This window comes from Pseudomonas koreensis (genome assembly GCF_025447595.1).
Taxonomy (GTDB): domain Bacteria; phylum Pseudomonadota; class Gammaproteobacteria; order Pseudomonadales; family Pseudomonadaceae; genus Aquipseudomonas; species Aquipseudomonas koreensis_H.
Window position 1 is genome coordinate 138,420 of record NZ_JAOEJU010000014.1, and the last position, 24,715, is coordinate 163,134.

Consider the following 24,715-nt stretch of genomic DNA (forward strand, 5'->3'; position numbering starts at 1 on the left):
GGCATGTCCTCAAGTACTGAAACAAGGCGAAAAAAAGGGCCTGAGGCGATTGAACGCCCAGGCCCTTCTTTTTTCAACCGCCAAAGCTTCGATCAGAACACGACGGTCTTGTTGCCGTGCACCAGCACGCGGTCTTCCAGGTGATAACGCAGGCCACGGGCCAGCACCATCTTCTCGACGTCACGGCCGAAACGCACCATGTCTTCGATGCTGTCGCTGTGGCTGACGCGAACCACGTCCTGCTCGATGATCGGGCCGGCATCCAGCTCTTCGGTCACGTAGTGGCAGGTCGCGCCGATCAGCTTCACGCCGCGCATCGAAGCTTGGTGATACGGCTTGGCGCCAACAAACGATGGCAAAAAGCTGTGGTGAATGTTGATGACCTTGTGCGCGTATTCGCGGCACATGTCCGGCGGCAGGATCTGCATGTAGCGCGCCAGCACCACCACTTCGGCATCGTGCTGTTTGACCAGACGCGATACTTCGTCAAAGGCCGGCTGCTTGTCCTGCGGATTCACCGGGACGTGGTAATAAGGAATACCGTGCCATTCGACCATGCTGCGCAGGTCGTCATGGTTGGAAATCACGCAGGAAATCTCGCAATCGAGCTCGTCGCTGTGCCAGCGGTGCAGCAGGTCCGCCAGGCAGTGGGATTCGCGACTGGCCATCAGCACCACGCGCTTTTTCTGCTCGGTGTCGGTGATGCGCCAGTCCATCGAGAACTCTTCGGCGATCGGTGCAAACTTCTCGCGCAGCACCTCGATACCGAAAGGCAGGGAATCGGCACGGATTTCGTGACGCATGAAGAACCAGCCGATCTGGTTATCCGAATGGTGGCTCGCTTCGGTGATCCAGCCGTTATGGGACGCCAGAAAGTTACTGACTTTGGCAACGATGCCAACCCGGTCCGGACAAGAAATCACCAACCGAAAAGTGCGCATGGGGGGGAAACTCCAGAACTTCGCAAAGGCTGCCATTCTAGCGACTGCGAGAAAAAACTGCAGTACTGGTGACCGCAGAGCCACGTCCCGACTGGTCGAAGGATTTTTGACACAGGGAAAACGCCAGAAGGGTGACGCAACAACAGCCGTGTACCAACAGGTCACTGTGAATATCCGTGAAGACTGCATCACATTATTTAACTGAATATTCAATTCAGCGCTTTTCAACGTAACTTATTCAAATAAAACCCGGGTTAAATGTTTACTTGATGAAACAGCCTGACTATTATTGCGACACTGTCCCCTGCCATCGCGCACTCCCAATAAGGTAGTAATCATGTCCTTGATCAACGAATATCGTGCCACCGAAGAAGCTATCAAAGAGCTGCAAGCCCGTTTGAAGAACCTGTCGCAAGACGACAAACTGCAAGCCGAGCTGGAGTTCGAAGGCAAACTGCGCACACTGATGGGCGAATACTCCAAATCCCTGCGCGACATCATCGCGCTGCTGGATCCAGAGTCCAAAACCAAAGCACCACGTGGCGGCGCAGCCAAAACTACCGGCACCAAACGTGCTCGCAAAGTTAAACAATACAAAAACCCGCACAACGGCGAAGTCATCGAAACCAAAGGTGGCAACCACAAAACTCTGAAAGAGTGGAAAGCCAAGTGGGGCGGTGACGTGGTTGAAGGCTGGGCTACCCTGCTGGGCTAAGCCGCAACCCTTGTCACAGAGCGCTTCTGTGACACAAAAAACGCCAGCGAAAGCTGGCGTTTTTTTATGCCCGGCATTCAAGATACCGGACATGTTCGATTTCAAAGATTCAAACGTTTGCGCAATGCCTGGACATAGTTCTGCCATTCAACCAGCACCTCGGCCTGCATCGGCGTAGCACTAAGCAGCCATTGCTCCATGGCCTCGGCAAAAGATTGCAAGGTATTAGGCGCCCCCCACTCCGGCTCGGACAAGCGTTGCCGGCAAAAGATTTTCCAGCGTTCTTGCTCTTCGAAATTCAACGTATCGGGAAAGTTACGTGCTCGATATCGAAACAACAATTCAGGCAAACGTTCGTCATCGAACGGCCATTGCTCTCGCGCCAATTGTGCAGGATCGGTCGTCCTCACTTGCTCACATAAACGACGATCACGGTCACCGATAAATCCGTCGTACAACTGTTGTTCGGGATCTTCACTCGAGGTGAAATCTTCGTTGGCATAAATCGCCGAGACTTTATCTTTCCAAACTTGTTGTGCGTCACTTAGTCGCAACGCACGCGCCTGATACAACGCCATGTCCAGACCCAGACGCTGCTGATCTTCAGCACGCAACACCGACAAGGGCGCCACCACCGGGCACTTGTTGATATGAACAAGCTTGAGCGGCACCGGCAACTCGCCTTCGGCCAACTCGTCACGACGGGTATACAGGCGCTGACGCAACGTCCCGGCATCCAGATCGAGCAGTCCCTGCGGGTCCAGGTGCAGATCGCAGACGATCAACGCGTTCTTGTTGCGCGGATGCCAGGCCAGCGGCAGCACCACACCGACATAGCTGCGTGCCGCCGAGAAGCGTCCGGAAATGTGGACCATCGGCTGCAAAAGCCGAATCTGGTCCATGACTTTCTGCTTGCTGCGCAGCTGGAACAGCCAGTCATACAGTTTCGGCTGTTTTTCGCGGATCAAACGGGCCAGGGCGATGGTGGCGCGCACGTCCGACAAGGCTTCGTGGGCATTACCGTGATCGATGCCATTGGCGGCGGTCAGGCGTTCGAGCTTGAGGGTCACCTTGCCCTCATCATCGGTCGGCCAGACCAGGCCATCGGGGCGCAATGCGTAGGCGGCGCGCACCACATCGATCAGGTCCCAGCGACTGTTGCCGCCCTGCCATTCACGGGCATAGGGATCGAAAAAGTTGCGGTACAGGCTGTAGCGGGTCATTTCGTCGTCGAAGCGCAAGGTGTTGTAACCCGCGCCGCAGGTGCCGGGAGCCGCGAGCTGGGCGTGAACCCGGGTCATGAAGTCGGCTTCGCTCAAGCCCTGTTCGGCGAGTCGGCTCGGAGTAATGCCGGTGATCGCACAGGCCGCCGGGTGCGGCAGGATGTCTTCGCTGGGCTGGCAGTAGAGATTGACCGGCGCGTCGATTTCGTTGAGTTCGTGGTCGGTGCGAATCCCGGCCACCTGCAACGGGCGGTCGCAGCGGGGATTGATCCCGGTGGTTTCGTAGTCGTACCAGAAGATGGAAGTCACGGGCGGTTCCTGAACTGAAGATCGGCAAAGTCTAGGCGCTCGACTGCCTTCGCGGCCAGCGCGGCATCATTCAGGCACATTTGGTTGAACCTTGTGTATGACATAGTTATGTCGTTTTCCCCCGAGAGACTGCTAGCATCGGATTCACTCGCATCCCGAACCGGCAACATCAGGTAGCCCATGCTCGAGACCACAGCACCGCCAAGGAAAGCAACGCTGGCCCCGCCACTGGACACGCGGCACCAGGTCGAAACGCCGGAGGGCATCGACCTGCCGTTGCGTCCCGCCGGCCTGATGGTTCGTGCCGTGGCGTTCACCATTGATCTGTGTTTGCGCGGGCTGATCATGGGGCTGCTGTTCATGCTGCTGGCGCTGCTCGGCAAGCTCGGCATCGGTCTGGGCTCGCTGCTGCTGTTCGCCGTGAGCTGGTGGTACATGGTGTTGTTCGAAGTGCTGCGTCAGGGCCGCTCGCCGGGCAAGCAATGGATGGGCCTGCGGGTGGTGCACGACGATGGCACGCCGGTCGGCTGGTCGGCCTCCCTGCTGCGCAACCTGCTGCGTTTTGTCGACCTGATGCCGTTCGGCTATTTCCTCGGGGCGATCAGTTGCCTGCAACACCCGACATTCAAACGCCTCGGCGACATCGCTGCCGGCACGCTGGTGATCTACAGCGAACGCCCGCTCAAGCGCCCGCAATTGCCCGATGCCGAACCCCGCCGCTCGCCAATCCCGCTGACACTGACTGAACAACGCGCCCTGCTCGCCTTCGCCGAACGCCAGGGTGAACTGTCGGCGGCGCGGGTCAATGAACTCGCGGCGCTGCTCGCTCAGCCACTGCACATCAGCGCACCCAAAGCCGTCGGTGAACTCAACGGCATCGCCCGCGGCCTGTTGGGTCCGACATGAAGCAAAGCCTTTTCGAAATCCGCCACAAGGCCGAATGGGAGCGTTTCACGCTCGCCCTCGAACGTCTGGAACGCGGCAAGGACACTTCGCAGGTGTCCGAATTTCCCAAGGCCTATCGCCGACTCTGCCAGCATCTGGCGCTGGCGCAGGAACGTGGCTACAGCAGTTTTCTCGTTGATTCGTTGCAACAGCTGGTGCTGCGCGGCCATCAACAGCTTTACCGTCATCGCAGCCAGCTTGGCGCCAACCTGCTGGGTTTCGTCATCGCCGGTTTCCCCCGGCTGGTGCGAACCGAATGGCGTTTCGTGCTCGCCGCCGCACTGCTGTTTTTCGGCAGCCTGACGGGTTTCGGCTTGCTGGTCTATCTGTTCCCGGATCTCATCTACAACCTGATCCCTGCCGATCAGGTCCGCGAGATGCAAGGCATGTACGACCCGGTTGCCGGCCATCTCGGGCGTTCGGCCGAACGCGCCGCCAGCGAAGACTGGGTAATGTTCGGTTACTACATCATGCACAACATCGGCATCGCCTTTCAGACCTTCGCCAGCGGTTTGCTGTTGGGGGTGGGCAGTGCGTTTTTCCTGCTCTACAACGGATTGATCATCGGCACGGTGGCCGGGCACCTGAGCGAAATCGGCTTCGGCCAGACCTTCTGGTCCTTCGTGATCGGGCACGGTGCGTTCGAACTCACGGCCATCGCCCTGGCCGGCGCGGCGGGGCTGAAACTGGGTTGGGCATTGATCGCGCCGGGACGCCTGACACGCGGTGAGGCCTTGAGACACGCCGCACGCCAGAGCATCCTGCTGGTCTGCGGCGTGATGCTGTTCCTGTTTATCGCCGCGTTTATCGAAGCCTATTGGTCGTCGCGCACCGGGGTCACGCCGCAGACCAAATACCTGGTCGGCGCCGGGCTCTGGCTCTGCGTGACGATGTATCTGCTGTTTGCCGGAAGGACCCGCCATGCGCCTGAGTGACGCGACCGTGGTGATTCGCCCTCGCAGCACCTGGGAAGCCATGGACCTGGGCGTGCGCATGAGCCAGCAGCACCGGCGTCTGTTGATGACCAGTTGGGCCATCGTCACCCTGCCGCTATTCGCGGTCCTCAGCCTGTTGTTGTGGGATTCGCCGTCGCTCGCGGTGTTCATCTTCTGGTGGCTGAAACCGGCGTACGAACGCTTGCCGCTGTACATCCTGTCCAAAGCGCTGTTCGGCGAAACACCCACGCTGAAACAGGCATTGCGCCAATGGCCGCGCCTGCTCAAGCCACAACTCATCGCCAGTCTGACCTGGCGCCGCTTCAGCTTGAGTCGCAGCTTCCTGCTGCCAGTGCTGCAACTCGAAGGTCTCGACGGCGCGGCCCGCCAGCAGCGTTTGCAGGTGTTGTTGCAACGCAATGCCGGCGCCGCGCAGTGGCTGACGATCATCGGCGTGCATCTGGAAACGGCGCTGTGGATCGGCCTGATGGTGCTGTTCTATTTACTCCTGCCGCAACAGATTGAAACCGACTGGGACTGGCAAAGCCTGATCTTCGCGGCCGACTACGAATGGCGCTGGCTGGAGCATCTGACCAATGCGTTCTATGCGCTGATTCTGGTGATCTGGGAACCGGTGTATGTCGCCTGTGGATTCAGCCTGTATCTGAATCGTCGCACCGTCCTCGAAGCCTGGGACATCGAACTGGTGTTCCGCCGCTTGCGTCAGCGTTTGAACAGCAGCGCGCTCGGTTTGCTGCTGGTGGTCTTCCTGCTGCTGCCGGGAGTCCCCTCGGCCTGGGCTGCCGACCCCGCAACTGCTCCGGATGCGCCCCGACTTATGAATCAGCCACTGACCAGTCAGGCATCACACGACAGCATCAAGGCCTTGCTCGAACAGCCGCCGTTCAAGAACAAGGAAACCGTCACCCGTTATCGCTTCGGCGAAGATCCCGCAGCTGCCGAAAAATCCAGGGAAGGCGAAGCCCCCCAATGGTTGAAAACCCTGCTCGAATGGCTGGACGGTCGGCATTTCGACGGCCTGGCCAAGGCGATCGAAATCGTACTGTGGAGCGCGGTGATTGCCGGGCTAGGCTGGCTGTTCTGGCGCTATCGGGATTTTCTGCAAGCGTTCGTCGGCCGCCGTCCGCGCTTGCCTGAACGGATCAAAAGGCCCTTGCCGCAGCAGGCTTTCGGTCTGGACCTGCAAAAGGAAAGCCTGCCCGATGACATCGCCAGCCATGCAGAACAACTCTGGCACACCGAGCCGCGCGCGGCATTGGGCCTGCTTTACCGGGCGCTGCTCAGTCATCTGCTGCACGACTTCAATCTGACGCTGAAACCCGCCGACACCGAAAACGAAGTGCTGGCCCGGATCGAACAGTTGCAGCGTCCGGATCTGCTCACTTATAGCCGTCATCTCACCAGCCACTGGCAGAACATGGCCTATGGGCACCGCGTACCGGCGGCGCGTCTGCAACAGGAATTGTGTGATGGCTGGCGGTCCCTGTTCGGCCATGGAGCCGCCCGTTGAACCGGCGCGCGCTGTGGCTGGCTGGCGCGTTGATCGTCGCCCTGCTCGGTGCGCTGGGCACTTATCTGTATCTCAAGGCCACGCCTTACCAGACCGAGGTCGATCACGGCCCTTCCCCCGCCGCGCAAGCCAATCCTTATCTGGCGGCGGAGATGTTTCTACGGGGTCGCGGGATAGACGTCAGTCATGCCGAGAGTCTCGCCGTGCTGCCCGAGATCGACCCCCGCCGACACACGCTGCTGCTGTTCAACGACCGCTCGAAAATGACCCCGCGTCAGGTCGATCAGGTGTTGAACTGGGCCCGGGCCGGCGGACGGCTGGTGTTCGTCGCCGAATCGATCTGGGATGAAAAGACCGGCCAGAGCAACGACCTGCTGCTCGACCGCGTGCAACTGCATCAATCCTTCACCAAGGATCTAAAGGGAACGCCACCGGATGCCGCCGAAGATCCATACCCCAATCTGACCAAGCTCTATCTGGAAGACGAAGACGCCCCCGCCTACGCCGGGTTCGACACCGCGTTCCACCTCGACGACCCGAAAAACCTCGCCCAGGCCTGGGCCAACAGCGCGAAAGCCACGCACATGATGCAACTGGCTTTCGGCCTCGGCACGATCACCGTGGTCACCGATGCCGATCTGTGGAAAACCCCGGCCATTGCGCAACACGACAACGCGTGGCTGCTCTGGTACCTCAGCGCTGACACCGCCGTGACGCTGCTGTACAACACTGAACACGACGGTCTGCTGACCTTGCTCTGGCGCTACTTCCCGCAGGCCATCGTCGCCCTGCTGGCGTTGATCGGCCTGTGGTTGTGGCATGTCGGCGTGCGTCACGGCCCGGTGCAGGCACCTGCCCCAAGCGGTCGTCGACAGTTGATGGAACACCTGCGCGCCAGCGCCGATTTCATCCTGCGTCACAACGGTCAACAGACCTTGCTGCAAGCCTTGCAGCAGGACGTCCTGCGCCGCGCCCGCCATCGTCACCCCGGTTTCGACCAGTTGAACGTCGCCGAACAATGGTTGGCCCTGTCACGCCTGACCCGCCAGCCGACCCGTGCCATCAGCCAGGCCCTGAGCCCGGCACCGAAGCGGCGCATGTCCAGCGCCGAATTCTGCCGTCAGGTCGCCCACCTGCAAGCCTTGAGGAACTCGCTATGACCGAACACACCGAACCCGGCTCGCCCAGCCACGCGGCCCAGCAACGTCACCGAGCCAGTCAGTTGGCCCAAGCGGTACGCGGTGAATTGCAGAAGGCGTTGATCGGCCAGAACCCGGTGATCGACGACGTACTGACCGCGCTGATCGCCGGCGGCCATGTGCTGCTCGAAGGTGTTCCCGGCCTCGGCAAAACCTTGTTGGTGCGCGCCCTGGCGAAGTGCTTCGGCGGCGAGTTCGCGCGCATCCAGTTCACCCCGGACCTGATGCCCAGCGACGTCACCGGCCACGCGGTGTACGACCTGCAAACCGAGCAATTCAAACTGCGCAAAGGCCCGTTGTTCACCAATCTGCTGCTGGCCGACGAGATCAACCGCGCCCCGGCCAAGACTCAAGCCGCCCTGCTCGAAGCGATGCAGGAACGTCAGGTCACCCTCGAAGGCCGGGCCTTACCGATTGCCCAGCCGTTCATGGTGCTCGCCACGCAAAACCCAATCGAACAGGAAGGCACTTACCCGCTGCCCGAAGCCGAGCTCGACCGCTTCATGCTCAAGGTGCGCATGGATTACCCCGACGCCGAGCAGGAGCTGGACATGGTGCGTCAGGTCAGCCGCTCGACCCGCGCCGACATGCTCGACGTGCAGCCACTGCGCACCGTGTTGCAGGCCAAGGACGTGCAAGCCCTGCAACGCATCGCCAGTGATCTGCCGCTGGACGATCAAGTCCTCGATTACGCCGTGCGTCTGGCCCGCAGCACCCGCACATGGCCGGGGCTGACACTCGGCGCCGGGCCACGTGCCTCCATTGCACTGGTGCGTTGCGCCCGCGCCCGGGCCCTGTTGCGCGGCGGCGAATTCGTGATTCCCGACGACATAAAGGGCTGCGCACTGGCGGTGTTGCGCCATCGCGTACGCCTTGCGCCGGAGCTGGACATCGAAGGGCTGCAAGTCGATCAAGTCCTTCAGCAACTGCTCGACCAAGTACCGGCGCCGCGCCTGTGAAACCCTCGCGCCTGCTGTTGATCTGGCTGGCGATCCTGCTGGCCATCGGCATTATGCTGGGCGCGTTGCAGGCGCTGGACGTCGAAGTGCCGTCGAGCCTGTTGTCGATAAACTGGGGATTGTTGCTGGCGTTGTTTGCACTGAGCCTGCTGGACGCGCTGCGCCTCAAGCGCCTGCCCTCGCCCCGCGTACGTCGGCAAATGCCCGGCAGCCTGGCCCTCGGTCGCTGGGGTGAAGTCCGGCTGGAAGTCGAACACGATTTCGAGCAGCCACTGACCATTCAACTCTTCGACCACGTACCCGATGGCCTGAGCTTCGAAAACCTGCCGCTCGACACCGAACTACAACCCGGCCAGCGCAGCCTGATCGGCTATCGCCTGCGTCCGCTCAAACGCGGCCACTTTATCTTCGAGCGCTGCGAGATAAACCTGCCCAGCCCCTTAGGCCTGTGGTCAGACAAACGCCTGCTGAACATCACCGACCACACCCGCGTCTACCCCGACTTCGCCCGCCTCTACGGCGGCCAGTTACTGGCGGTCGACAACTGGCTCAGCCAGCTCGGCGTACGCCAGCGCCAACGCCGTGGGCAGGGGATGGAATTCCATCAACTGCGGGAATTTCGCGAAGGCGACAGCCTGCGCCAGATCGACTGGAAAGCCACCGCCCGGCACCGCACACCGATTGCCAAGGAGTACGAAGACGAGCGCGACGAGCAGATCATTTTCATGCTCGATTGCGGGCGGCAGATGCGCAGTCAGGATGGAGAGCTGTCGCATTTCGATCATGCGTTGAATGCGTGTCTGCTGTTGAGTTATGTGGCGCTGCGCCAAGGGGATGCGGTGGGTTTGTCCACCTTCACCAGCGATCAGCCGAGGTTTATTGCACCGGTCAAAGGTGCGGGGCAACTCAAGGTGTTGCTCAACGGTGTTTATGATCTGGAAAGCACGATGCGTTCGGCGGATTATCCGGCGGCGGTGAATCAGTTACTGGCCAGACAGAAGCGTCGGGCGCTGGTGGTGCTGGTGACGAATGTGCGGGATAAGGATGATGAGGAATTGCTGCACGCCGTCAGACAACTAAGCCAACAGCATCGAGTACTCGTGGCCAGCCTGCGTGAAAGCACGCTTGAAGATAGACGGCATTCGCAGGTGCAAACGATTGAGCAAGCGCTTGAATACTGCGCAACAGTGGATTACCTGAACGCCCGATCGGTGCTCCATGAAAAATTGAATGCCCAAGGAGTGCAAGTGATAGATGTCCCCCCAAGCGAATTGAGTACAGACGTAATTTCGCGATATCTGAGCTGGAAAAAATCTGGAGCACTCTGCTAACACATTGTGAAATTCACATGGGAGGGCCAGATTAAAACTACGAAAATCAAAAGCTCTAAACAATAAGCTGGCTCAGTTCACACTAGGAGCATCACAAGCTGATGCATCTCACCAGTTGAGTAGAAATCGCTAGCCAACTAACACTCGCAGATGCCACTGCTATGCTTGTTTTTTTTGCAAAAAGGAGCCTAAGAATGGCCGTTCAATACTCTCTATCAGACGTGTTGGAAAGGATGTATCAGAATCAACTCGGCTTGGAAGCCGCTCTGATGGAATTAGTACTCCAGGTCGAAGCACAGGGAATGGTGGATACCGGAAACAACGCCCGAGAAGCACTTTCTACAATTGGAGAAAACGCTGGCTTCATCAATCAAGGTTTGGCCAAGCTGAAAGGAAAACGTCCCAGCTAAAGCTTTCGGACCTTCACCTATGTCTCCAAGATCTTTCGATTTATTTCTTCTACGGTTCGTGTCCTCTAAAAACAATAATTAACTGGGGGTTTCCTTACAGCTCGGTTCTCAAGAAAACTCCCTTTGCCTACGACTACACTAGCTCTGCCCCACGTGTAAAAACCTTCAAAAGAGATGCAAAACTGTTGCTCTCTCACTTTTTGTGGACAACAAAAAAACGGTGGAATTGAGGCTACAACACGTGACGCTTTTGCCTACATGTAAGCGCGAATCCGCTGGCTTGTGCACCTTGGCGTTGCCCCGTAACTTGATCCCCGTCGCTGCCAATCAGCGGCCGGGTTTAGTCGCCCGAGGTAAGATAGGTTTGCAAACGCATCGTCCAGTCGGGTATTCCCTATCCCTGCACTCGATGGTGGCTGTGAGCAGGGTGCCCCCGGGCACGCCGGAAAAGCCTACTTCCCCGGTCGACTAACCTGCTTACAGCTGCCACCCCCTCGTTTAGTCGCGAAGCGGTAACAGCCCAGCTTATTAGGAAGTTAGGTATGTTCAAAGCTACACCAAATCCGCCTTCGGATATTGATCCAACTGACAAGACTGATCAAACCGATCCTGTCTCCCCCTACACCTCCGTCGATTCAAAAAAGCTCCACGACGCGGCCCATCGGGCCCTCGACTTCTACCTCAACCCCAAAGCTGAAAAATCACGCAACTCCGTGGATCGTGGCATGCAGATGTTTAAGGTCGATCCTGAGATCAACCCCGAAGCGATCGCCATCCAGACCTACGAGACCTTTTCCTCGGTCAGCATTCTGTTGCTGGATCTGGCCGACAGCCTGGACGACAAGCCGCGGCATCTGGCGATGGCGATCTATCAGTTGAGTGAATTGGGATTGTTGCTGGTGGAGAAGACACTGGATAACGAACGGGCGATTGCGATAAACGAGTAAGAAAAAGGGCCACAACCTTCGGCAGGTTGTGGCTCTTTTGGTTTTCAGGCCGAGGCCGGCAACGGCTGAAAGCTGAAGTACTGCTTCAGCGCCTCAACCAGTTGCCCATACTCGGGCGGCGTCCGGTACAAGCTGAAGCCGGCGTCGTAGTGTCGGGGGGTCGCGTCTTCGTGGCACCACAGGCAGCACGCGGTGAGGTCGATCACTTGCTGACAGCCATCGCCCACCGGAATCTTCAGACGCAATTTGAACTCGGCACCGATCATCATCGGCAACTGGCTGATAAGCATCAGCCCGTCTTCGGAAACGTTGCCCAGAAAGCCGATGGGTTTATCGGTGACGCTGTTGAACACACGCAGAAAATACGGCAGCTGATGCCGTTCGATTCGACGGTCGGTAAACATGAGCGTATCGCCATGCAAGGCCCGGTGTTCGGGCCGCACTGTGCTTCGGAACGAACCTGTCCGTCAGGCCCGCTCTCCCCGCTTCCGGTGTGGCGCTCGCCACGTACTGCTCATGCCAGTCGCAGGTGTTGCGCCGCTGCAAGGGTTATCTACAGCGGTGTCATTGGACTATAGCCCACGTTATACAGCCAGCCAGCTTTTGTATGACAACTGCCATCAGAAGCGGGTTGGTCGTACCACGGCCGCTGCACTGCGGGTCGGATAGTGGCCCAGGCTCTGCAGGGTCTCCAGACGCGCGCGGGCGCGGTAGGCGTATTCGCTGTTGGGGTACGAGGCGATGATGAACTGATAGGTCTGCGCCGCATCGACGAACATTTTCTGCCGCTCGAGGCACTGGCCGCGCATCATCGACACTTCCGGCCACACGTAAGGGCGGGCACGGCTGGCGCGTTCGACCTTGGACAGTTCGAGCATCACTTGCTCGCAATTGCCCCGGTCATAGGCGCTGTAGGCGTTGTTCAGATGATGGTTCATCGACCAACGGGTGCAGCCCGAAGCAGCGAGGACGCTGAGGGCAAGGGCGGCAATGGGCACGAATCGCATGGGGTATTCTCCTGTCTTGTGATCATTATCGACCTCTGGCGAGAAATCTTCAGAGCCCTTTGCTCCGATTGTCGCGTTCAATAAAGAAAACAATAAGTAGTGCAAACGAACAATGACTACACCCAAAGAGCGTAGTAGCCTCTGCGAGCGCTTGAACCTGAGGAGTCTTTGCATGTCCGTCCGTCGTACCAAAATCGTCGCTACCCTTGGCCCGGCCAGTAACTCGCCGGAAGTTCTCGAACAGCTGATTCTGGCTGGCCTGGACGTCGCCCGTCTGAACTTCTCCCATGGCACCCCCGACGAGCACAAGGCTCGCGCGAAGCTGGTGCGTGACCTCGCTGCCAAGCACGGCCGCTTCGTCGCCCTGCTGGGCGACCTGCAAGGCCCGAAAATCCGTATCGCCAAATTCGCCAACAAGCGCATCGAGCTGAAGATCGGTGACAAGTTCACCTTCTCCACCAGCCATCCGCTGACCGAAGGCAACCAGCAAGTGGTCGGCATCGACTACCCGGACCTGGTCAAGGACTGCGGCGTGGGCGACGAGCTGCTGCTCGACGACGGCCGCGTGGTGATGCGCGTTGAAACCGCCACCGCCACCGAACTGAACTGCGTGGTGACCATCGGCGGCCCGCTGTCCGACCACAAAGGCATCAACCGTCGCGGTGGCGGCCTGACCGCACCGGCCCTGACCGATAAAGACAAGGCCGACATTAAGCTCGCCGCTGAAATGGAAGTCGACTACCTCGCCGTGTCCTTCCCGCGTGACGCCGCCGACATGAACTACGCCCGTCAACTGCGCGACGAAGCTGGCGGCACCGCCTGGCTGGTAGCGAAGATCGAACGCGCCGAAGCCGTGGCCGACGACGAAACCCTCGACGGTCTGATCCAGGCGTCCGACGCCGTGATGGTTGCCCGTGGTGACCTGGGCGTGGAAATCGGCGACGCCGAGCTTGTGGGCATCCAGAAGAAAATCATTCTGCACGCACGCCGCCACAACAAGGCGGTGATCGTGGCGACCCAGATGATGGAGTCGATGATCCAGAACCCGATGCCGACCCGCGCCGAAGTGTCCGACGTGGCCAACGCCGTGCTCGACTACACCGACGCCGTGATGTTGTCCGCCGAATCCGCTGCCGGCCAGTACCCGCTGGAAGCCGTGCAGGCGATGGCGCGCATCTGCGTCGGTGCCGAGAAGCACCCGACCGGCAAGACCTCCAGCCACCGCATCGGCAAGGAATTCAGCCGCTGCGACGAGAGCATTGCGCTGGCGACCATGTACACCGCCAACCACTTCCCGGGCGTGAAAGCGATCATCGCGCTGACCGAGAGCGGTTACACCCCGCTGATCATGTCGCGTATCCGTTCGTCGGTGCCGATCTATGCGTTCACCCCGCACCGCGAAGCCCAGGCCCGCGCGGCAATGTTCCGTGGCGTGTACACCGTACCGTTCGACCCGGCTTCGCTGGCCCCGAACGAAGTCAGCCAGAAAGCCATCGACGAGCTGGTCAAGCGCGGCGTGGTCGAGAAAGGCGACTGGGTCATCCTGACCAAGGGCGACAGCTACCACACCACCGGCGGCACCAACGGCATGAAGATCCTGCACGTGGGCGACCCGCAGGTCTGAGTGACCGGTTGCTGAAAACGAAAAGCCCCGCCATGTGAATGGCGGGGCTTTTTGCTTTTTGATCCAGAAGAAGTGTTGTCTGAGCCAACCCTATCGCCAGCAGGCTGACTCCCACAGGAGTGCGCAATCCCAACGTGGGAGCCAGCCTGCTGGCGATGGCGCCGCGTCAGGCAATGAACATCTCAATGGCGTTTGATGAACCCGGTCAACGCCGCCAAAGCCTCGGGCGAGCGCAGCCGCTGAGTAAACAGCGCGCCCTCCTCTTCGATCACCTTGCGAATCAACTCGCGATCCGGCGCCCGCATCAACTGTTTGCTGATGCGCACCGCCTCGGCCGGCAGTTCATCAAACCTCAGCGCCATCTCCCGCGCCTTGGCCAACGCGGCTTCGCCACTGCTTAAGGACTCGGTCGCGATGCCCCATTGCGCCGCCTGCTCACCGGTAAAACCTTCACCGAGCAACAACAGTTCCGACGCTTTGGCCTGCCCGAGCAAACGCGGCAGGATCAGGCTGGAACCGAACTCCGGACACAAACCAAGATTGACGAAAGGCATGCGCAATCGCGCATCCCGCGCCACATAAACCAGATCGCAATGCAGCAACAGCGTCGTGCCGATCCCCACCGCCGCCCCGGCCACGGCGGCGATCACCGGTTTGCGGCATTCGAGCAGCTCGAGCATGAAGTGAAACACCGGGCTGTCGAGGTCGCTCGGTGGTTGCTGGATGAAGTCGGCGATGTCGTTGCCGGCGGTAAAGCACTCGGCGCTGCCGGTGATCAGCACGGCGTTGATTTCGGGGTCGCTGTCGGCCTGTTTCAGCGCGTCGGCCAACTGGCTGTACATGGCGCGGGTCAGGGCGTTTTTCTTGTCCGGGCGGTTGAGGCGCAGGGTCAGCAAACCGCGTTCGCGGTGCAGCAGGATGGCTTCGGGCATGGCAGGTCTCGCGTCTGAGAATTCAGCGCTCAACCACGGCTCAGGAAGACATCGGCCAGCAGTTGATTGCGCGGCAGTCCGGCCAGGAACAGACGCTTGGCAAACGCGTCGACGCTGGCACTCGAGCCGCAGACTAAGGCCAGGGTTTGTCGGGAAACAAGCCGCAGTTGCGCCAAAGCGCCCGGCAACTCGGCCGCCGTCCACCGCTCGACGCTGAGGTTCTCCCGCTGTGCGGCCAGTGCTTCAAGGGGTTTGGCCAGGTAATGCCCGTCGGCTGCATGGGCGAGGTGAATGACGCGGATGGCGCCCCGATGATCGTGACGCAAGGCCTCACGCAATACGCCGAACAACGGGCCGAGCCCGGTGCCGGCAGCGAGCAGCCACAACGGCCGGTCGTGCCAGTCCGGGTCGTAATGCAACGCACCGCCGCGCAGTTCGCCGAGGCGGATCGGGTCGCCGATCTGCAAGCGGCGCGCGGCATCGCTGAATTCGCCGGGCTGGCGACAATCAAGGTGGAATTCAAGAAAGCGGTCTTCTTCCGGCAGGCTCGCCAGCGAATACGGACGCGCAATGTGGCCTGCCCACAGCACCAGATGCTGGCCGGCGCTGTAGCGCAACGGCCGCTGGGGTGTCAGACGCAAGCGCAAGACATCGGCACCGAGCCAGTCCAGCGCCTCGACCACCGCCGGACGACCGTCGGTGACGGGGTCGAAGGTGTGCACCTGCAAGTCTTCGATCACCTGACACTGGCACGCCAGTCGCCAGCCCTGCTCACGCTGTTCGGCGCTCAAGGCGTCAGGACGACTGTCAGCAGGCAAGCCTTGCACGCACTGCACCAGACACGCGTGGCAACTGCCGGCACGACAGCTGTAAGGCACCGCCACACCGTTCTGATTGAGGGCATCGAGCAGGTTGCTGCCCGCCGCCACCGACCACTGTCGTTCACCGACCCGCAGTTCAGGCATCGACGTTCTCCCACGCAGCCGCGCAACGATTACGTCCGTCGCGCTTGGCCCGGTACAGCGCCTGATCGGCGCGCTGCAAGGCGTCGTCCAGATCATCGCCCAGTTCCAGCAGGGTCATGCCCGCTGACAGGCTCAGGTTTTTCACGTTCAGGCCCACCAGTTCGACGTCGGTAAAGGCGATGCGCAGCCGCTCGCAACAGGCGGTCAGACGCTCGGCGTTGCAATCGGGCAGCAGCACCACGAATTCTTCACCACCATAACGCGCCAGCACGTCGCCGTCGCGCAGACAGGCTCCGGCAACACCGGCGAAGGCTTGCAGCACCTGATCGCCAGCAGCGTGGCCATGCAGATCATTGATACGTTTGAAATGGTCGAGGTCGATCAGCGCCAGACCGTGCACCACGTCGGCCTCCATCGCATTCAGCTCGCGGGTGGCCAGGCGCAGGAAATGCCGGCGGTTGAACAGCCCGGTCAGCTCATCGGTGGCCACCAGGTCTTCGAGCTGGCGCATCATCCCGCGCAGGGTGTCCTGATGCGCCTGCAAGGCGAACCGGCGCTGGCGCATGCGTTGCCGCGAGGTCTGGACAAACCGTGCATAGATCACCAGCCACACCAGCACGATCAGCAGGATGCACACCTGCAGCGCGGCCAGCGCCGGGTCAGGTAGCTGGAAATGGTAGCCATCCCACAGCGTGATGGCGCAGAAACTGAAGAACACCAGCATCGCGCAGCGCACAAACGCCCGGCGCGACAAATGGAACAGACCGAACAGCAGGATCAGCACGTAAAAGACCAGGAACTCGCCCCGCGCCTCATCCAGATGCGCGATCAGCCACGTCTGCCAGCCAAGACCGAGCAATACCTGGGCCTCGGTCAGGCTCGGATCGGCGAAACGCAGGTTCAGGCCGGAAAAAAACAGGGCGAACAAAGCTGCCTGGCTGATCACCACCAGCGCGCTGCCGACGGCGACGCCGGTCAGCGAATCGTCGTAGTGACCGGTGAAATACGCCAGCCACAGCAGCAGCAAAGCCAATCCATAGGTGGCTGCAGCGAGGGCAAAGCGTTTGAGCAAAAGACGTTGAATGGCGTTATGGGTCAATCGTTGACTCACCGTGCGATAAGAGGCTGACCGAGTGTCCTACTCTACAGACCGGCTGCCACTTTAGTGGCCCGGTCGATAAATGACCATTGATTTTCGGGCCGGGTATTTGGCGTCAAAAACCTGCAACCATGCGACCAACGAATGACTCCCGGCAGATGTGCCCGCCACCGAGGCGCGGTATACTGCCGCGCCTTTTTAGCGTCGCGCCAGCAGCCCCGGCGTGCCTTGAAAGGTGTCTGCGACCGACCGATGCACCCAAGCCGCAGGCACCTTATTGAATGTTCCCGTCTTTTAGAGGAGCGCGACTCATGACCGTGATCAAGCAAGACGACCTGATTCAGAGCGTTGCCGACGCCCTGCAGTTCATTTCCTATTACCACCCCGTGGACTTCATCCAGGCGATGCACGAAGCCTACCTGCGCGAAGAATCGCCAGCGGCCCGTGACTCGATGGCGCAGATCCTGATCAACTCGCGCATGTGCGCCACCGGCCACCGGCCGATCTGCCAGGACACCGGCATCGTGACCGTGTTCGTGCGTGTGGGCATGGACGTGCGTTGGGACGGCGCGACCATGAGCCTGGACGACATGATCAACGAAGGCGTACGCCGCGCCTACAACCTGCCGGAAAACGTCCTGCGTGCTTCGATCCTGGCCGACCCGGCCGGTGCGCGTAAAAACACCAAGGACAACACCCCGGCGGTCATCCACTACTCCATCGTTCCGGGTAACACCGTGGAAGTGGACGTGGCGGCCAAGGGCGGCGGTTCCGAGAACAAGTCGAAAATGGCCATGCTCAACCCGTCCGACTCGATCGTTGACTGGGTACTGAAGACCGTTCCGACCATGGGCGCCGGCTGGTGCCCACCGGGCATGCTGGGCATCGGCATCGGCGGCACCGCCGAGAAAGCCGCTGTGATGGCCAAGGAAGTGTTGATGGAATTCATCGACATTCACGAGCTCAAGGCTCGTGGCCCACAGAACCGCATCGAAGAAATGCGTCTGGAGCTGTTCGAGAAGGTCAACCAGCTGGGCATCGGCGCCCAGGGCCTCGGTGGCCTGACCACCGTGCTCGACGTGAAGATCATGGATTACCCGACTCACGCCGCCTCGCTGCCGGTGTGCATGATCCCGAACTGCGCCGCTACCCGCCACGCGCACTTCGTGCTCGACGGTTCCGGCCCCGCCTCGCTGGAAGCACCACCGCTGGACGCCTACCCGGAAATCGTCTGGGAAGCCGGCCCGTCGGCCCGTCGCGTCAACCTCGACACCCTGACCCCGGAAGACGTGCAGAGCTGGAAGCCGGGCGAAACCGTCCTGCTCAATGGCAAGATGCTCACCGGTCGCGACGCCGCACACAAGCGCATGGTCGAGATGCTGAACAAGGGCGAAACCCTGCCGGTAGACCTGAAAGGTCGCTTCATCTACTACGTCGGCCCGGTTGATCCGGTCGGTGACGAAGTGGTTGGCCCGGCGGGCCCGACCACCGCCACGCGGATGGACAAGTTCACCCGTCAGATCCTCGAACAGACCGGCCTTTTGGGCATGATCGGCAAGTCCGAGCGCGGCCCTACCGCCATCGACGCGATCAAGGACAACAAGGCTGTGTATCTGATGGCCGTCGGCGGTGCCGCTTACCTGGTGGCGCAAGCGATCAAGAAATCCAAGGTCCTGGCGTTTGCCGAGCTGGGCATGGAAGCGATCTACGAGTTCGAGGTCAAGGACATGCCGGTCACCGTAGCGGTGGACAGCAAAGGTGAATCGGTTCACATCACCGGTCCTGCGATCTGGCAACAGAAGATCAGCGAAAGCCTGGCGGTGGAAGTACAGTAAGCTATTTGCCATATAAAACGGCCGGCTCATCCAAATGGAGAGCCGGCCGTTTTTTTTTGAGTGTATAAAATCCGTACAACCAAACATCTATATGCAGAGCGGTTTTTTTCGTGCGCAATTGTCGATGCCTCCAGTGATCGGTATCGGCAAAAAGTACCGCATTCTCATAGCGCCTATGAACGGGAGCCCCGCCTACACATCTGCATGGTATCGTGCCCGCCCGTCCTGCCATCCGTTTGCCACAGCATGCTGCCGACTTCCCGTACCCTGCGTCTGTCGTTGTACACCCTGCTGATCATCGCCGGTGCCGCCCTTGCTGCAACGCTTGCGATCCGTCACGCCGAACGACAGGCGCTGGTGGAAGACGCCGCCCGGGCCAACCAGCAACTGGCGCTCTACGCCAATTCGCTGCATACCTTGATCGATCGCTACCGCGCACTGCCCGCCGTACTCGCGCTGGACCCGCAATTGCGTGCCGCGCTGGCAGGTCCCGTGGATGCCGAACAGCAGGCTGCGCTGAATCTGAAGCTGGAAAAGATCAACGGCGCCGCACAATCCTCGACCCTTGAACTGCTCGACCACACCGGCCTTGCGGTGGCGGCCAGCAACTGGCGTCTGCCCAGCAGTTACGTCGGCCACAACTATGGCTTTCGCCCGTACTTCAGCCAGACCCGCACCCAGGGCACCGGGCGTTTCTACGCAGTCGGTGTGACCAGCGGGATTCCCGGTTACTTCCTGTCCAGCGCGGTGCTCGGCGACAACGGTGAGTTCCTGGGGGCGATGGTGGTCAAGCTCGAATTCCCGGAACTCGAACGCGAATGGAGCCAGGGCAATGACACCCTGCTGGTCAGCGATGCACGCGGGATCATCTTCATCGCCAACCAGCCCGGCTGGCGCTATCGCCTGCTGCACCCGCTGAGCCCGGCCGATTACCGCGAGATCAAGGCCACCCGCCAATACGACAAACAATCGCTGGTGCCGCTGACGCATCTGGCGCTGCGCAGTTTCGACGACAACAGTGATCTGCGCCGCGTCGAAGGCCCGCAAGGCACGGGTGATTACTTATGGGAATCGCTGCCGTTGACCGCCGAAGGCTGGACGCTGCATCTGCTGCGGCGCCCGCAAGTGTCCTTCGAAGACCAGCGCAATGCCGGCCTCGCTGCTGCCGGGGTGTGGCTGGCGCTGGTGTTCCTGTTGCTGTTCCTCAACCAGCGCTGGCGTCTGGCGAAGATGCGCCAGCGCAGCCGCGAGGAGCTTGAGCAACTGGTCGAAGAACGTACCCGCGACTTGCGCACTGCTCAGGACGGTCTGGTGCAGTCGGCAAAACTGGCGGCACTGGGACAGATGTCCGCCGCGCTGGCCCACGAAATCAATCAGCCGCTGACCGCCCAGCGCATGCAGCTTGCAACTCTGAGGCTGCTGCTCGATCACGGCCGGGTCGATGACGCCTACAAGGCGCTCAAACCGGTGGATGACATGCTCACGCGCATGGCCGCCCTCACCGGCCACCTGAAAACCTTCGCCCGCAAGAGCCCCAGCGGCTTGCGCGAACGGCTGGATCTGGCGACGGTGGTCGATCAGGCCCTGCAATTGCTCGATGCGCGTCTGCGCGATGAACAGGTCAGTCTGGTGCTGCACCTGACCCGTCCGGCGTGGGTGCGCGGCGATGCGATCCGCCTGGAGCAGGTGTTGATCAACCTGCTGCGCAATGCCCTCGATGCGATGCAGGGCAGGCCATGCAAGCGTCTGGAAATCCGACTGGAAGTCGACGAGCAACTGTGGCGCCTGAGCGTCATCGACAACGGCGGCGGCATCGCCGAAGAACATCTGGGTCAGGTGTTCGATCCGTTCTTCACCACCAAACCGGTGGGTGACGGGCTGGGCCTGGGGCTGGCGGTTTCGTTCGCCATCATTCATGAATCCGGAGGACGCCTGTGCGCCGAGAATGGTGACAACGGCGCGGTGTTCAGCCTGACCTTGCCGATCGATCTGGAGGCACATATCTGATGCTCAACTCGGTGATGGTGGTCGATGACGAAAGCAGTATTCGCAGTGCCGTCGAGCAATGGTTGAGCCTGTCCGGGTTCGAAGTGCAGTTGTTCAGCCGCGCCGAAGAATGCCTGGCGGCGCTACCGAAGCATTTTGCCGGGGTGATTCTCAGCGACGTGCGCATGCCCGGGCTCAGTGGTCTTGAACTGCTGGCCGAAGTGCAGCGCCGGGATGCCGACCTGCCGGTGATTCTGCTCACCGGCCACGGCGATGTGCCGATGGCGGTCGAAGCGATGCGCGACGGTGCCTACGACTTTCTGGAAAAACCCTTCAGCCCCGAGACCCTGCTCGGCAGCCTGCGCCGGGCGCTGGACAAGCGTCGGCTGGTGCTGGAAAACCGCGCCCTGCACGAACAGGCCGACAACCGCGCCAGACTGGATGCGACGCTGCTCGGTGTGTCCCGTGGCTTGCAGACTTTGCGCCGGCAGGTGCTGGATCTGGCGACGCTGCCGGTCAACGTGCTGATCCGTGGCGAGACCGGCAGCGGCAAGGAACTGGTCGCCCGCTGCCTGCACGACTTCGGCCCGCGCGCCGACAAGCCGTTCGTGGCGCTGAACTGCGCGGCGATCCCTGAGCAATTGTTCGAAGCCGAGTTGTTCGGGCATGAGAGCGGTGCGTTCACCGGGGCCTCCGGCAAGCGCATCGGCAAGCTGGAATACGCCGATGGCGGCACGCTGTTTCTCGATGAGATCGAAAGCATGCCGCTGGCCCAGCAGGTGAAACTGCTGCGCGTGTTGCAGGAGCAGAAGCTGGAACGGCTGGGGTCGAACCAGAGCATTCGGGTGGACTTGCGGATTGTCGCGGCGACCAAACCCGACTTGCTGGATGAAGCGCGGGCCGGGCGTTTTCGCGAGGACCTGGCGTATCGCCTGAACGTCGCGGAACTTCGATTGCCACCGCTGCGTGAGCGTCGGGAAGACATTCCGTTGTTGTTCGAATCCTTCGCCCAGAGCGCCGCCCAGCGCTTGGGCCGCACGTTCCCGCCGCTCAGTGGCGCGCAGTTGAGCCACCTGCTGAGTCATGACTGGCCGGGTAATGTGCGGGAGCTGGCGAACGTCGCCGAGCGGCAGGTGCTGGGGCTGGATGAACCGGTGCAGGGGATTGATCCGGGGCAGTCGCTGGCGGCGCAGCAGGAAGCGTTTGAGGCGCAGTGTTTGCGTGCGGCGTTGACCCGGCACAAGGGGGATGTGAAAGCCGTACTTGAGGAACTGCAACTGCCGAGGCGCACGTTTAATGAAAAGATGCAGCGGCATGGTTTGACTCGCGAGATGTTTGTGCAGGGCAGTTGATTTTTGCAGTGCCTGATCGGGCCTCTTCGCGGGCAAGCCCGCTCCCACAGTGGTCGGTAGTGTTCACATATTCTGTGTTCACAAAAAAACCTGTGGGAGCGGGCTTGCCCGCGAAGAGGCCGGCACAGACGACAATGATCTATCCGTCGGGGGTGAGCAATTTTCCGCTCAATACAACCCATACATGAGCGGATTTCCGCTCAATAAACTTCCCCACCCCCTCTAAACCGGCCCTCCCCCCGTTGGCACAGCTCCTGCTATAGCCCCCGCAGGCTGCGTTTCGACGCGCTCCACAAAAACAATTAAACGAAGGATCCTTCAATGGATAACTCCAACGCCCTGCCTCTTGGGTCGGCTGCCGTGCCGGCCAAAGAACGAACCACCGCCAGTCGCATCAAGTCGATCTTCAGCGGTTCCGTCGGCAACATGGTCGAGTGGTACGACTGGTACGTCTACGCCGCCTTCTCGCTGTACTTTGCCAAGACCTTCTTCCCCGCCGGCTCCACCACCGCCCAGTTGATGAACACCGCCGCGATCTTCGCCGTGGGCTTTCTGATGCGTCCGATCGGTGGCTGGCTGATGGGCCTGTACGCCGACAAGGTCGGACGTAAAAAGGCACTGATGGCTTCGGTGTACCTGATGTGCTTTGGCTCCCTGCTGATCGCCCTCAGCCCGAACTACGAAACCATCGGCATCGGCGCGCCGATCCTGCTGGTCTTCGCCCGTCTGCTGCAAGGCCTGTCGGTCGGCGGCGAATACGGCACCTCCGCCACTTACCTGTCGGAGATGGCGACCAAGGAACGTCGTGGCTTCTTCTCCAGCTTCCAGTACGTGACCCTGATTTCCGGCCAGCTCATCGCGCTGGGCGTATTGATCGTGCTGCAACAGATGCTCACCACCGAGCAACTGTACGCCTGGGGCTGGCGCATTCCGTTCGCGATCGGCGCGCTGTGTGCAGTGGTTGCGCTGTACCTGCGTCGCGGCATGGAGGAAACCGAATCCTTCGTGAAGAAAGAAAAGTCCAAGGAAAGCGCCATGCGCACCTTGATGCGCCATCCGAAGGAATTGTTGACCGTGGTCGGCCTGACCATGGGCGGCACCCTGGCGTTCTACACCTACACCACCTACATGCAGAAATACCTGGTGAACACCGTCGGCATGAGCATTTCCGACTCCACCACCATTTCGGCAGCGACGCTGTTCCTGTTCATGTGTCTGCAACCGATCATCGGTGGCCTGTCCGATAAAATCGGTCGTCGTCCGATCCTGATCGCCTTCGGCGTGCTCGGGACGATCTTCACCGTGCCGATCCTGATGACCCTGCACACCATCCAGACCTGGTGGGGCGCGTTCTTCCTGATCATGGCAGCACTGATCATCGTCAGCGGCTACACCTCGATCAACGCGGTGGTGAAGGCCGAGCTGTTCCCGACCGAAATTCGCGCCCTGGGCGTCGGCCTGCCGTACGCACTGACCGTGTCGATCTTCGGCGGCACCGCCGAATACATCGCGCTGTGGTTCAAGAGCATCGGCATGGAAACCGGTTACTACTGGTACGTGACCGCGTGCATCGCGGTGTCCCTGCTGGTGTACATCACCATGAAAGACACCCAGAAACATTCGCGGATCGTCACTGACTGACCGGGTTTATTCAGCCACTGCAATGGTGGCTGTGATGGCCCCGTCGCGAGCAGGCTCGCTCCCACAGGATCAGATTTACGCCGATCCAATGTGGGAGCGAGCCTGCTCGCGATTGGGGTCACCTCGGTCTCATGCCGACTCGGCAACCTGCGGCTTGCCATAACGCTTCTGCGCATAAGACGCGCCCACGATCATCACCAGCAGAATCCCCGCCAGGACCGCCGACGAGCCGATGGTGCCGAAGTCCAGACCGCCCTTCTCATGGGACTTGGTCATCAAGTCGCCCAACGTCGCGCCAAACGGCCGGGTCAGCACGAACGCCACCCAGAACAGCGCCACCGACGAAATCTTCGTGAAGTACTTGAGCAGCACGACCACGCCAATCGCCGAGCCGATCAACAGTGCGCCACCGGCAAAGCCCAGGCCCGAGTCGTCCGCCAGGTAATCGCCGAGTGCGGTGCCCAGGGTGTTGGAGAACAGGATCGCCATCCAGTAGAACATCTCGCCGCGAAAGCTCTGCACCTTGGTGACGTTGAGCGAGTCGCCGCTCAGGCGCCATGCCGCGAAAATCGCCAGCAGGATCGCGATCAGGATCATGGAACCGGTGGCGTAACCCAGTTCCAGCGTGCGGTCCATGAAGTCGGACATGGTGGTGCCGGCGGTGCTGGTCGACAGGATCACGATCCAGTACAGCAGCGGCTTGTAGGTCTTGGCCATCAACTGCGTGATCAGCGTCAGGACAAACACGCTGATCAGGATCAGCGAACTGATGGCGTAGCCGACGTTAAGGGTCATCGACAGCAAATCCCCCGCGGTTTCCCCCAGGGTC

General features: G+C 60.7%; 22 protein-coding genes. 14 read left to right on the top strand and 8 right to left on the bottom strand.

What is annotated here, in order from left to right; translation table 11 throughout:
- Positions 1–92 precede the first annotated feature (92 nt).
- Positions 93–941 (bottom strand): formyltetrahydrofolate deformylase, encoded by an 849-nt coding sequence (gene purU, locus N8H71_RS17955; RefSeq protein WP_262195004.1) that lies wholly within the window; start codon positions 939–941, stop codon positions 93–95.
- 337 nt (positions 942–1,278) lie between these two features.
- Here purU and mvaT point away from each other — a divergent pair, with 337 nt between their 5' ends.
- Positions 1,279–1,656, top strand: coding sequence for a histone-like nucleoid-structuring protein MvaT (gene mvaT / locus N8H71_RS17960; RefSeq protein WP_007951234.1), 378 nt, complete (start codon positions 1,279–1,281; stop codon positions 1,654–1,656).
- A 101-nt stretch (positions 1,657–1,757) separates the two neighbouring features.
- Here the strand turns inward: mvaT and sbcB are convergent, their stop codons facing one another.
- Positions 1,758–3,188, bottom strand: a complete 1,431-nt coding sequence (gene sbcB, locus N8H71_RS17965; RefSeq protein WP_262195005.1) for an exodeoxyribonuclease I — start codon at positions 3,186–3,188, stop codon at positions 1,758–1,760.
- Between the two features lie 180 nt (positions 3,189–3,368).
- Here sbcB and N8H71_RS17970 point away from each other — a divergent pair, with 180 nt between their 5' ends.
- From N8H71_RS17970 to N8H71_RS18005, 8 genes are all read left to right on the top strand, one after another.
- Positions 3,369–4,094, top strand: coding sequence for an RDD family protein (locus N8H71_RS17970; RefSeq protein ID WP_262195006.1), 726 nt, complete (start codon positions 3,369–3,371; stop codon positions 4,092–4,094).
- Positions 4,091–5,068 (top strand): stage II sporulation protein M, encoded by a 978-nt coding sequence (locus N8H71_RS17975; protein WP_262195007.1) that lies wholly within the window; start codon positions 4,091–4,093, stop codon positions 5,066–5,068. The genes N8H71_RS17970 and N8H71_RS17975 overlap by 4 nt, the downstream gene beginning before the upstream one ends.
- Positions 5,055–6,599, top strand: a complete 1,545-nt coding sequence (locus N8H71_RS17980) for a DUF4129 domain-containing protein (protein WP_262195008.1) — start codon at positions 5,055–5,057, stop codon at positions 6,597–6,599. Before N8H71_RS17975 ends, N8H71_RS17980 begins: the two co-directional genes overlap by 14 nt.
- Positions 6,596–7,759: a DUF4350 domain-containing protein gene (locus N8H71_RS17985; RefSeq protein ID WP_262195009.1), complete on the top strand. Its 1,164-nt coding sequence runs from the start codon at positions 6,596–6,598 to the stop codon at positions 7,757–7,759. The genes N8H71_RS17980 and N8H71_RS17985 overlap by 4 nt, the downstream gene beginning before the upstream one ends.
- The gene (locus tag N8H71_RS17990; RefSeq protein ID WP_262195010.1) at positions 7,756–8,757 is read left to right on the top strand and encodes an AAA family ATPase; all 1,002 of its coding nucleotides are present in this window, start codon (positions 7,756–7,758) and stop codon (positions 8,755–8,757) included. The genes N8H71_RS17985 and N8H71_RS17990 overlap by 4 nt, the downstream gene beginning before the upstream one ends.
- Entirely contained in the window at positions 8,754–10,088 is a 1,335-nt protein-coding gene (locus tag N8H71_RS17995) for a DUF58 domain-containing protein (RefSeq protein ID WP_262195011.1), read from the top strand. The genes N8H71_RS17990 and N8H71_RS17995 overlap by 4 nt, the downstream gene beginning before the upstream one ends.
- 194 nt (positions 10,089–10,282) lie before the next feature.
- Positions 10,283–10,498 carry a hypothetical protein gene (locus N8H71_RS18000; RefSeq protein ID WP_262195012.1) on the top strand — a complete coding sequence of 72 codons (216 nt, stop codon included), beginning with the start codon at positions 10,283–10,285 and terminating at the stop codon, positions 10,496–10,498.
- 542 nt (positions 10,499–11,040) lie between these two features.
- Complete coding sequence (locus tag N8H71_RS18005; protein ID WP_262195014.1) at positions 11,041–11,445, top strand: DUF6124 family protein; 405 nt, start codon at positions 11,041–11,043, stop codon at positions 11,443–11,445.
- Positions 11,446–11,489: 44 nt separating this feature from the next.
- On the opposite strand, the gene N8H71_RS18010 is transcribed toward N8H71_RS18005, so the two are convergent.
- On the bottom strand, positions 11,490–11,849 hold the full coding sequence (locus tag N8H71_RS18010) for a PilZ domain-containing protein (protein ID WP_262195015.1): 360 nt from the start codon (positions 11,847–11,849) through the stop codon (positions 11,490–11,492).
- 216 nt (positions 11,850–12,065) lie between these two features.
- Positions 12,066–12,452, bottom strand: a complete 387-nt coding sequence (locus tag N8H71_RS18015; protein ID WP_011335675.1) for a tetratricopeptide repeat protein — start codon at positions 12,450–12,452, stop codon at positions 12,066–12,068.
- A 172-nt stretch (positions 12,453–12,624) separates the two neighbouring features.
- Between N8H71_RS18015 and pyk the strand changes: the two genes are divergently transcribed.
- Entirely contained in the window at positions 12,625–14,076 is a 1,452-nt protein-coding gene (gene pyk / locus N8H71_RS18020; protein ID WP_262195016.1) for a pyruvate kinase, read from the top strand.
- 182 nt (positions 14,077–14,258) lie between these two features.
- Here pyk and N8H71_RS18025 read toward each other — a convergent pair whose 3' ends face one another.
- From N8H71_RS18025 to N8H71_RS18035, 3 genes are read right to left on the bottom strand one after another with little or no spacing between them, the layout of a single operon-like run.
- Complete coding sequence (locus N8H71_RS18025; RefSeq protein ID WP_262195017.1) at positions 14,259–15,008, bottom strand: enoyl-CoA hydratase-related protein; 750 nt, start codon at positions 15,006–15,008, stop codon at positions 14,259–14,261.
- A gap of 29 nt (positions 15,009–15,037) precedes the next feature.
- Positions 15,038–15,973, bottom strand: a complete 936-nt coding sequence (locus tag N8H71_RS18030) for an iron-sulfur-binding ferredoxin reductase (RefSeq protein ID WP_262195018.1) — start codon at positions 15,971–15,973, stop codon at positions 15,038–15,040.
- On the bottom strand, positions 15,966–17,072 hold the full coding sequence (locus N8H71_RS18035) for a GGDEF domain-containing protein (RefSeq protein ID WP_262195019.1): 1,107 nt from the start codon (positions 17,070–17,072) through the stop codon (positions 15,966–15,968). Before N8H71_RS18035 ends, N8H71_RS18030 begins: the two co-directional genes overlap by 8 nt.
- A gap of 311 nt (positions 17,073–17,383) precedes the next feature.
- Between N8H71_RS18035 and N8H71_RS18040 the strand changes: the two genes are divergently transcribed.
- From N8H71_RS18040 to N8H71_RS18055, 4 genes are all read left to right on the top strand, one after another.
- A complete protein-coding gene (locus N8H71_RS18040; protein ID WP_262195020.1) occupies positions 17,384–18,907 on the top strand; it encodes a fumarate hydratase in 1,524 nt (507 codons plus the stop codon).
- A gap of 246 nt (positions 18,908–19,153) precedes the next feature.
- A complete protein-coding gene (locus tag N8H71_RS18045; protein ID WP_262195021.1) occupies positions 19,154–20,914 on the top strand; it encodes a sensor histidine kinase in 1,761 nt (586 codons plus the stop codon).
- On the top strand, positions 20,914–22,245 hold the full coding sequence (locus tag N8H71_RS18050) for a sigma-54-dependent transcriptional regulator (protein ID WP_262195022.1): 1,332 nt from the start codon (positions 20,914–20,916) through the stop codon (positions 22,243–22,245). The genes N8H71_RS18045 and N8H71_RS18050 overlap by 1 nt, the downstream gene beginning before the upstream one ends.
- 321 nt (positions 22,246–22,566) lie before the next feature.
- The gene (locus tag N8H71_RS18055) at positions 22,567–23,886 is read left to right on the top strand and encodes an MFS transporter (RefSeq protein WP_262195023.1); all 1,320 of its coding nucleotides are present in this window, start codon (positions 22,567–22,569) and stop codon (positions 23,884–23,886) included.
- 129 nt (positions 23,887–24,015) lie between these two features.
- On the opposite strand, the gene N8H71_RS18060 is transcribed toward N8H71_RS18055, so the two are convergent.
- A partial coding sequence (locus N8H71_RS18060; RefSeq protein WP_262195024.1) for a COG4705 family protein occupies positions 24,016–24,715 on the bottom strand: 700 nt, incomplete at its 5' end.

Excerpts from the sequence above, each read along its gene's own strand:
- N8H71_RS18055 (WP_262195023.1), top strand. The coding sequence starts at position 22,567 with ATGGATAACTCCAACGCCCTGCCTCTTGGGTCGGCTGCCGTGCCGGCC.
- purU (WP_262195004.1), bottom strand. The coding sequence starts at position 941 with ATGCGCACTTTTCGGTTGGTGATTTCTTGTCCGGACCGGGTTGGCATC.
- N8H71_RS18050 (WP_262195022.1), top strand. The coding sequence starts at position 20,914 with ATGCTCAACTCGGTGATGGTGGTCGATGACGAAAGCAGTATTCGCAGT.
- N8H71_RS17970 (WP_262195006.1), top strand. The coding sequence starts at position 3,369 with ATGCTCGAGACCACAGCACCGCCAAGGAAAGCAACGCTGGCCCCGCCA.
- N8H71_RS18025 (WP_262195017.1), bottom strand. The coding sequence starts at position 15,008 with ATGCCCGAAGCCATCCTGCTGCACCGCGAACGCGGTTTGCTGACCCTG.
- N8H71_RS17975 (WP_262195007.1), top strand. The coding sequence starts at position 4,091 with ATGAAGCAAAGCCTTTTCGAAATCCGCCACAAGGCCGAATGGGAGCGT.
- N8H71_RS18045 (WP_262195021.1), top strand. The coding sequence starts at position 19,154 with ATGCTGCCGACTTCCCGTACCCTGCGTCTGTCGTTGTACACCCTGCTG.
- N8H71_RS18010 (WP_262195015.1), bottom strand. The coding sequence starts at position 11,849 with ATGTTTACCGACCGTCGAATCGAACGGCATCAGCTGCCGTATTTTCTG.
- mvaT (WP_007951234.1), top strand. The coding sequence starts at position 1,279 with ATGTCCTTGATCAACGAATATCGTGCCACCGAAGAAGCTATCAAAGAG.
- N8H71_RS18030 (WP_262195018.1), bottom strand. The coding sequence starts at position 15,973 with ATGCCTGAACTGCGGGTCGGTGAACGACAGTGGTCGGTGGCGGCGGGC.
- pyk (WP_262195016.1), top strand. The coding sequence starts at position 12,625 with ATGTCCGTCCGTCGTACCAAAATCGTCGCTACCCTTGGCCCGGCCAGT.
- N8H71_RS18005 (WP_262195014.1), top strand. The coding sequence starts at position 11,041 with ATGTTCAAAGCTACACCAAATCCGCCTTCGGATATTGATCCAACTGAC.
- N8H71_RS17990 (WP_262195010.1), top strand. The coding sequence starts at position 7,756 with ATGACCGAACACACCGAACCCGGCTCGCCCAGCCACGCGGCCCAGCAA.
- N8H71_RS17980 (WP_262195008.1), top strand. The coding sequence starts at position 5,055 with ATGCGCCTGAGTGACGCGACCGTGGTGATTCGCCCTCGCAGCACCTGG.
- N8H71_RS18040 (WP_262195020.1), top strand. The coding sequence starts at position 17,384 with ATGACCGTGATCAAGCAAGACGACCTGATTCAGAGCGTTGCCGACGCC.
- N8H71_RS18015 (WP_011335675.1), bottom strand. The coding sequence starts at position 12,452 with ATGCGATTCGTGCCCATTGCCGCCCTTGCCCTCAGCGTCCTCGCTGCT.
- N8H71_RS18000 (WP_262195012.1), top strand. The coding sequence starts at position 10,283 with ATGGCCGTTCAATACTCTCTATCAGACGTGTTGGAAAGGATGTATCAG.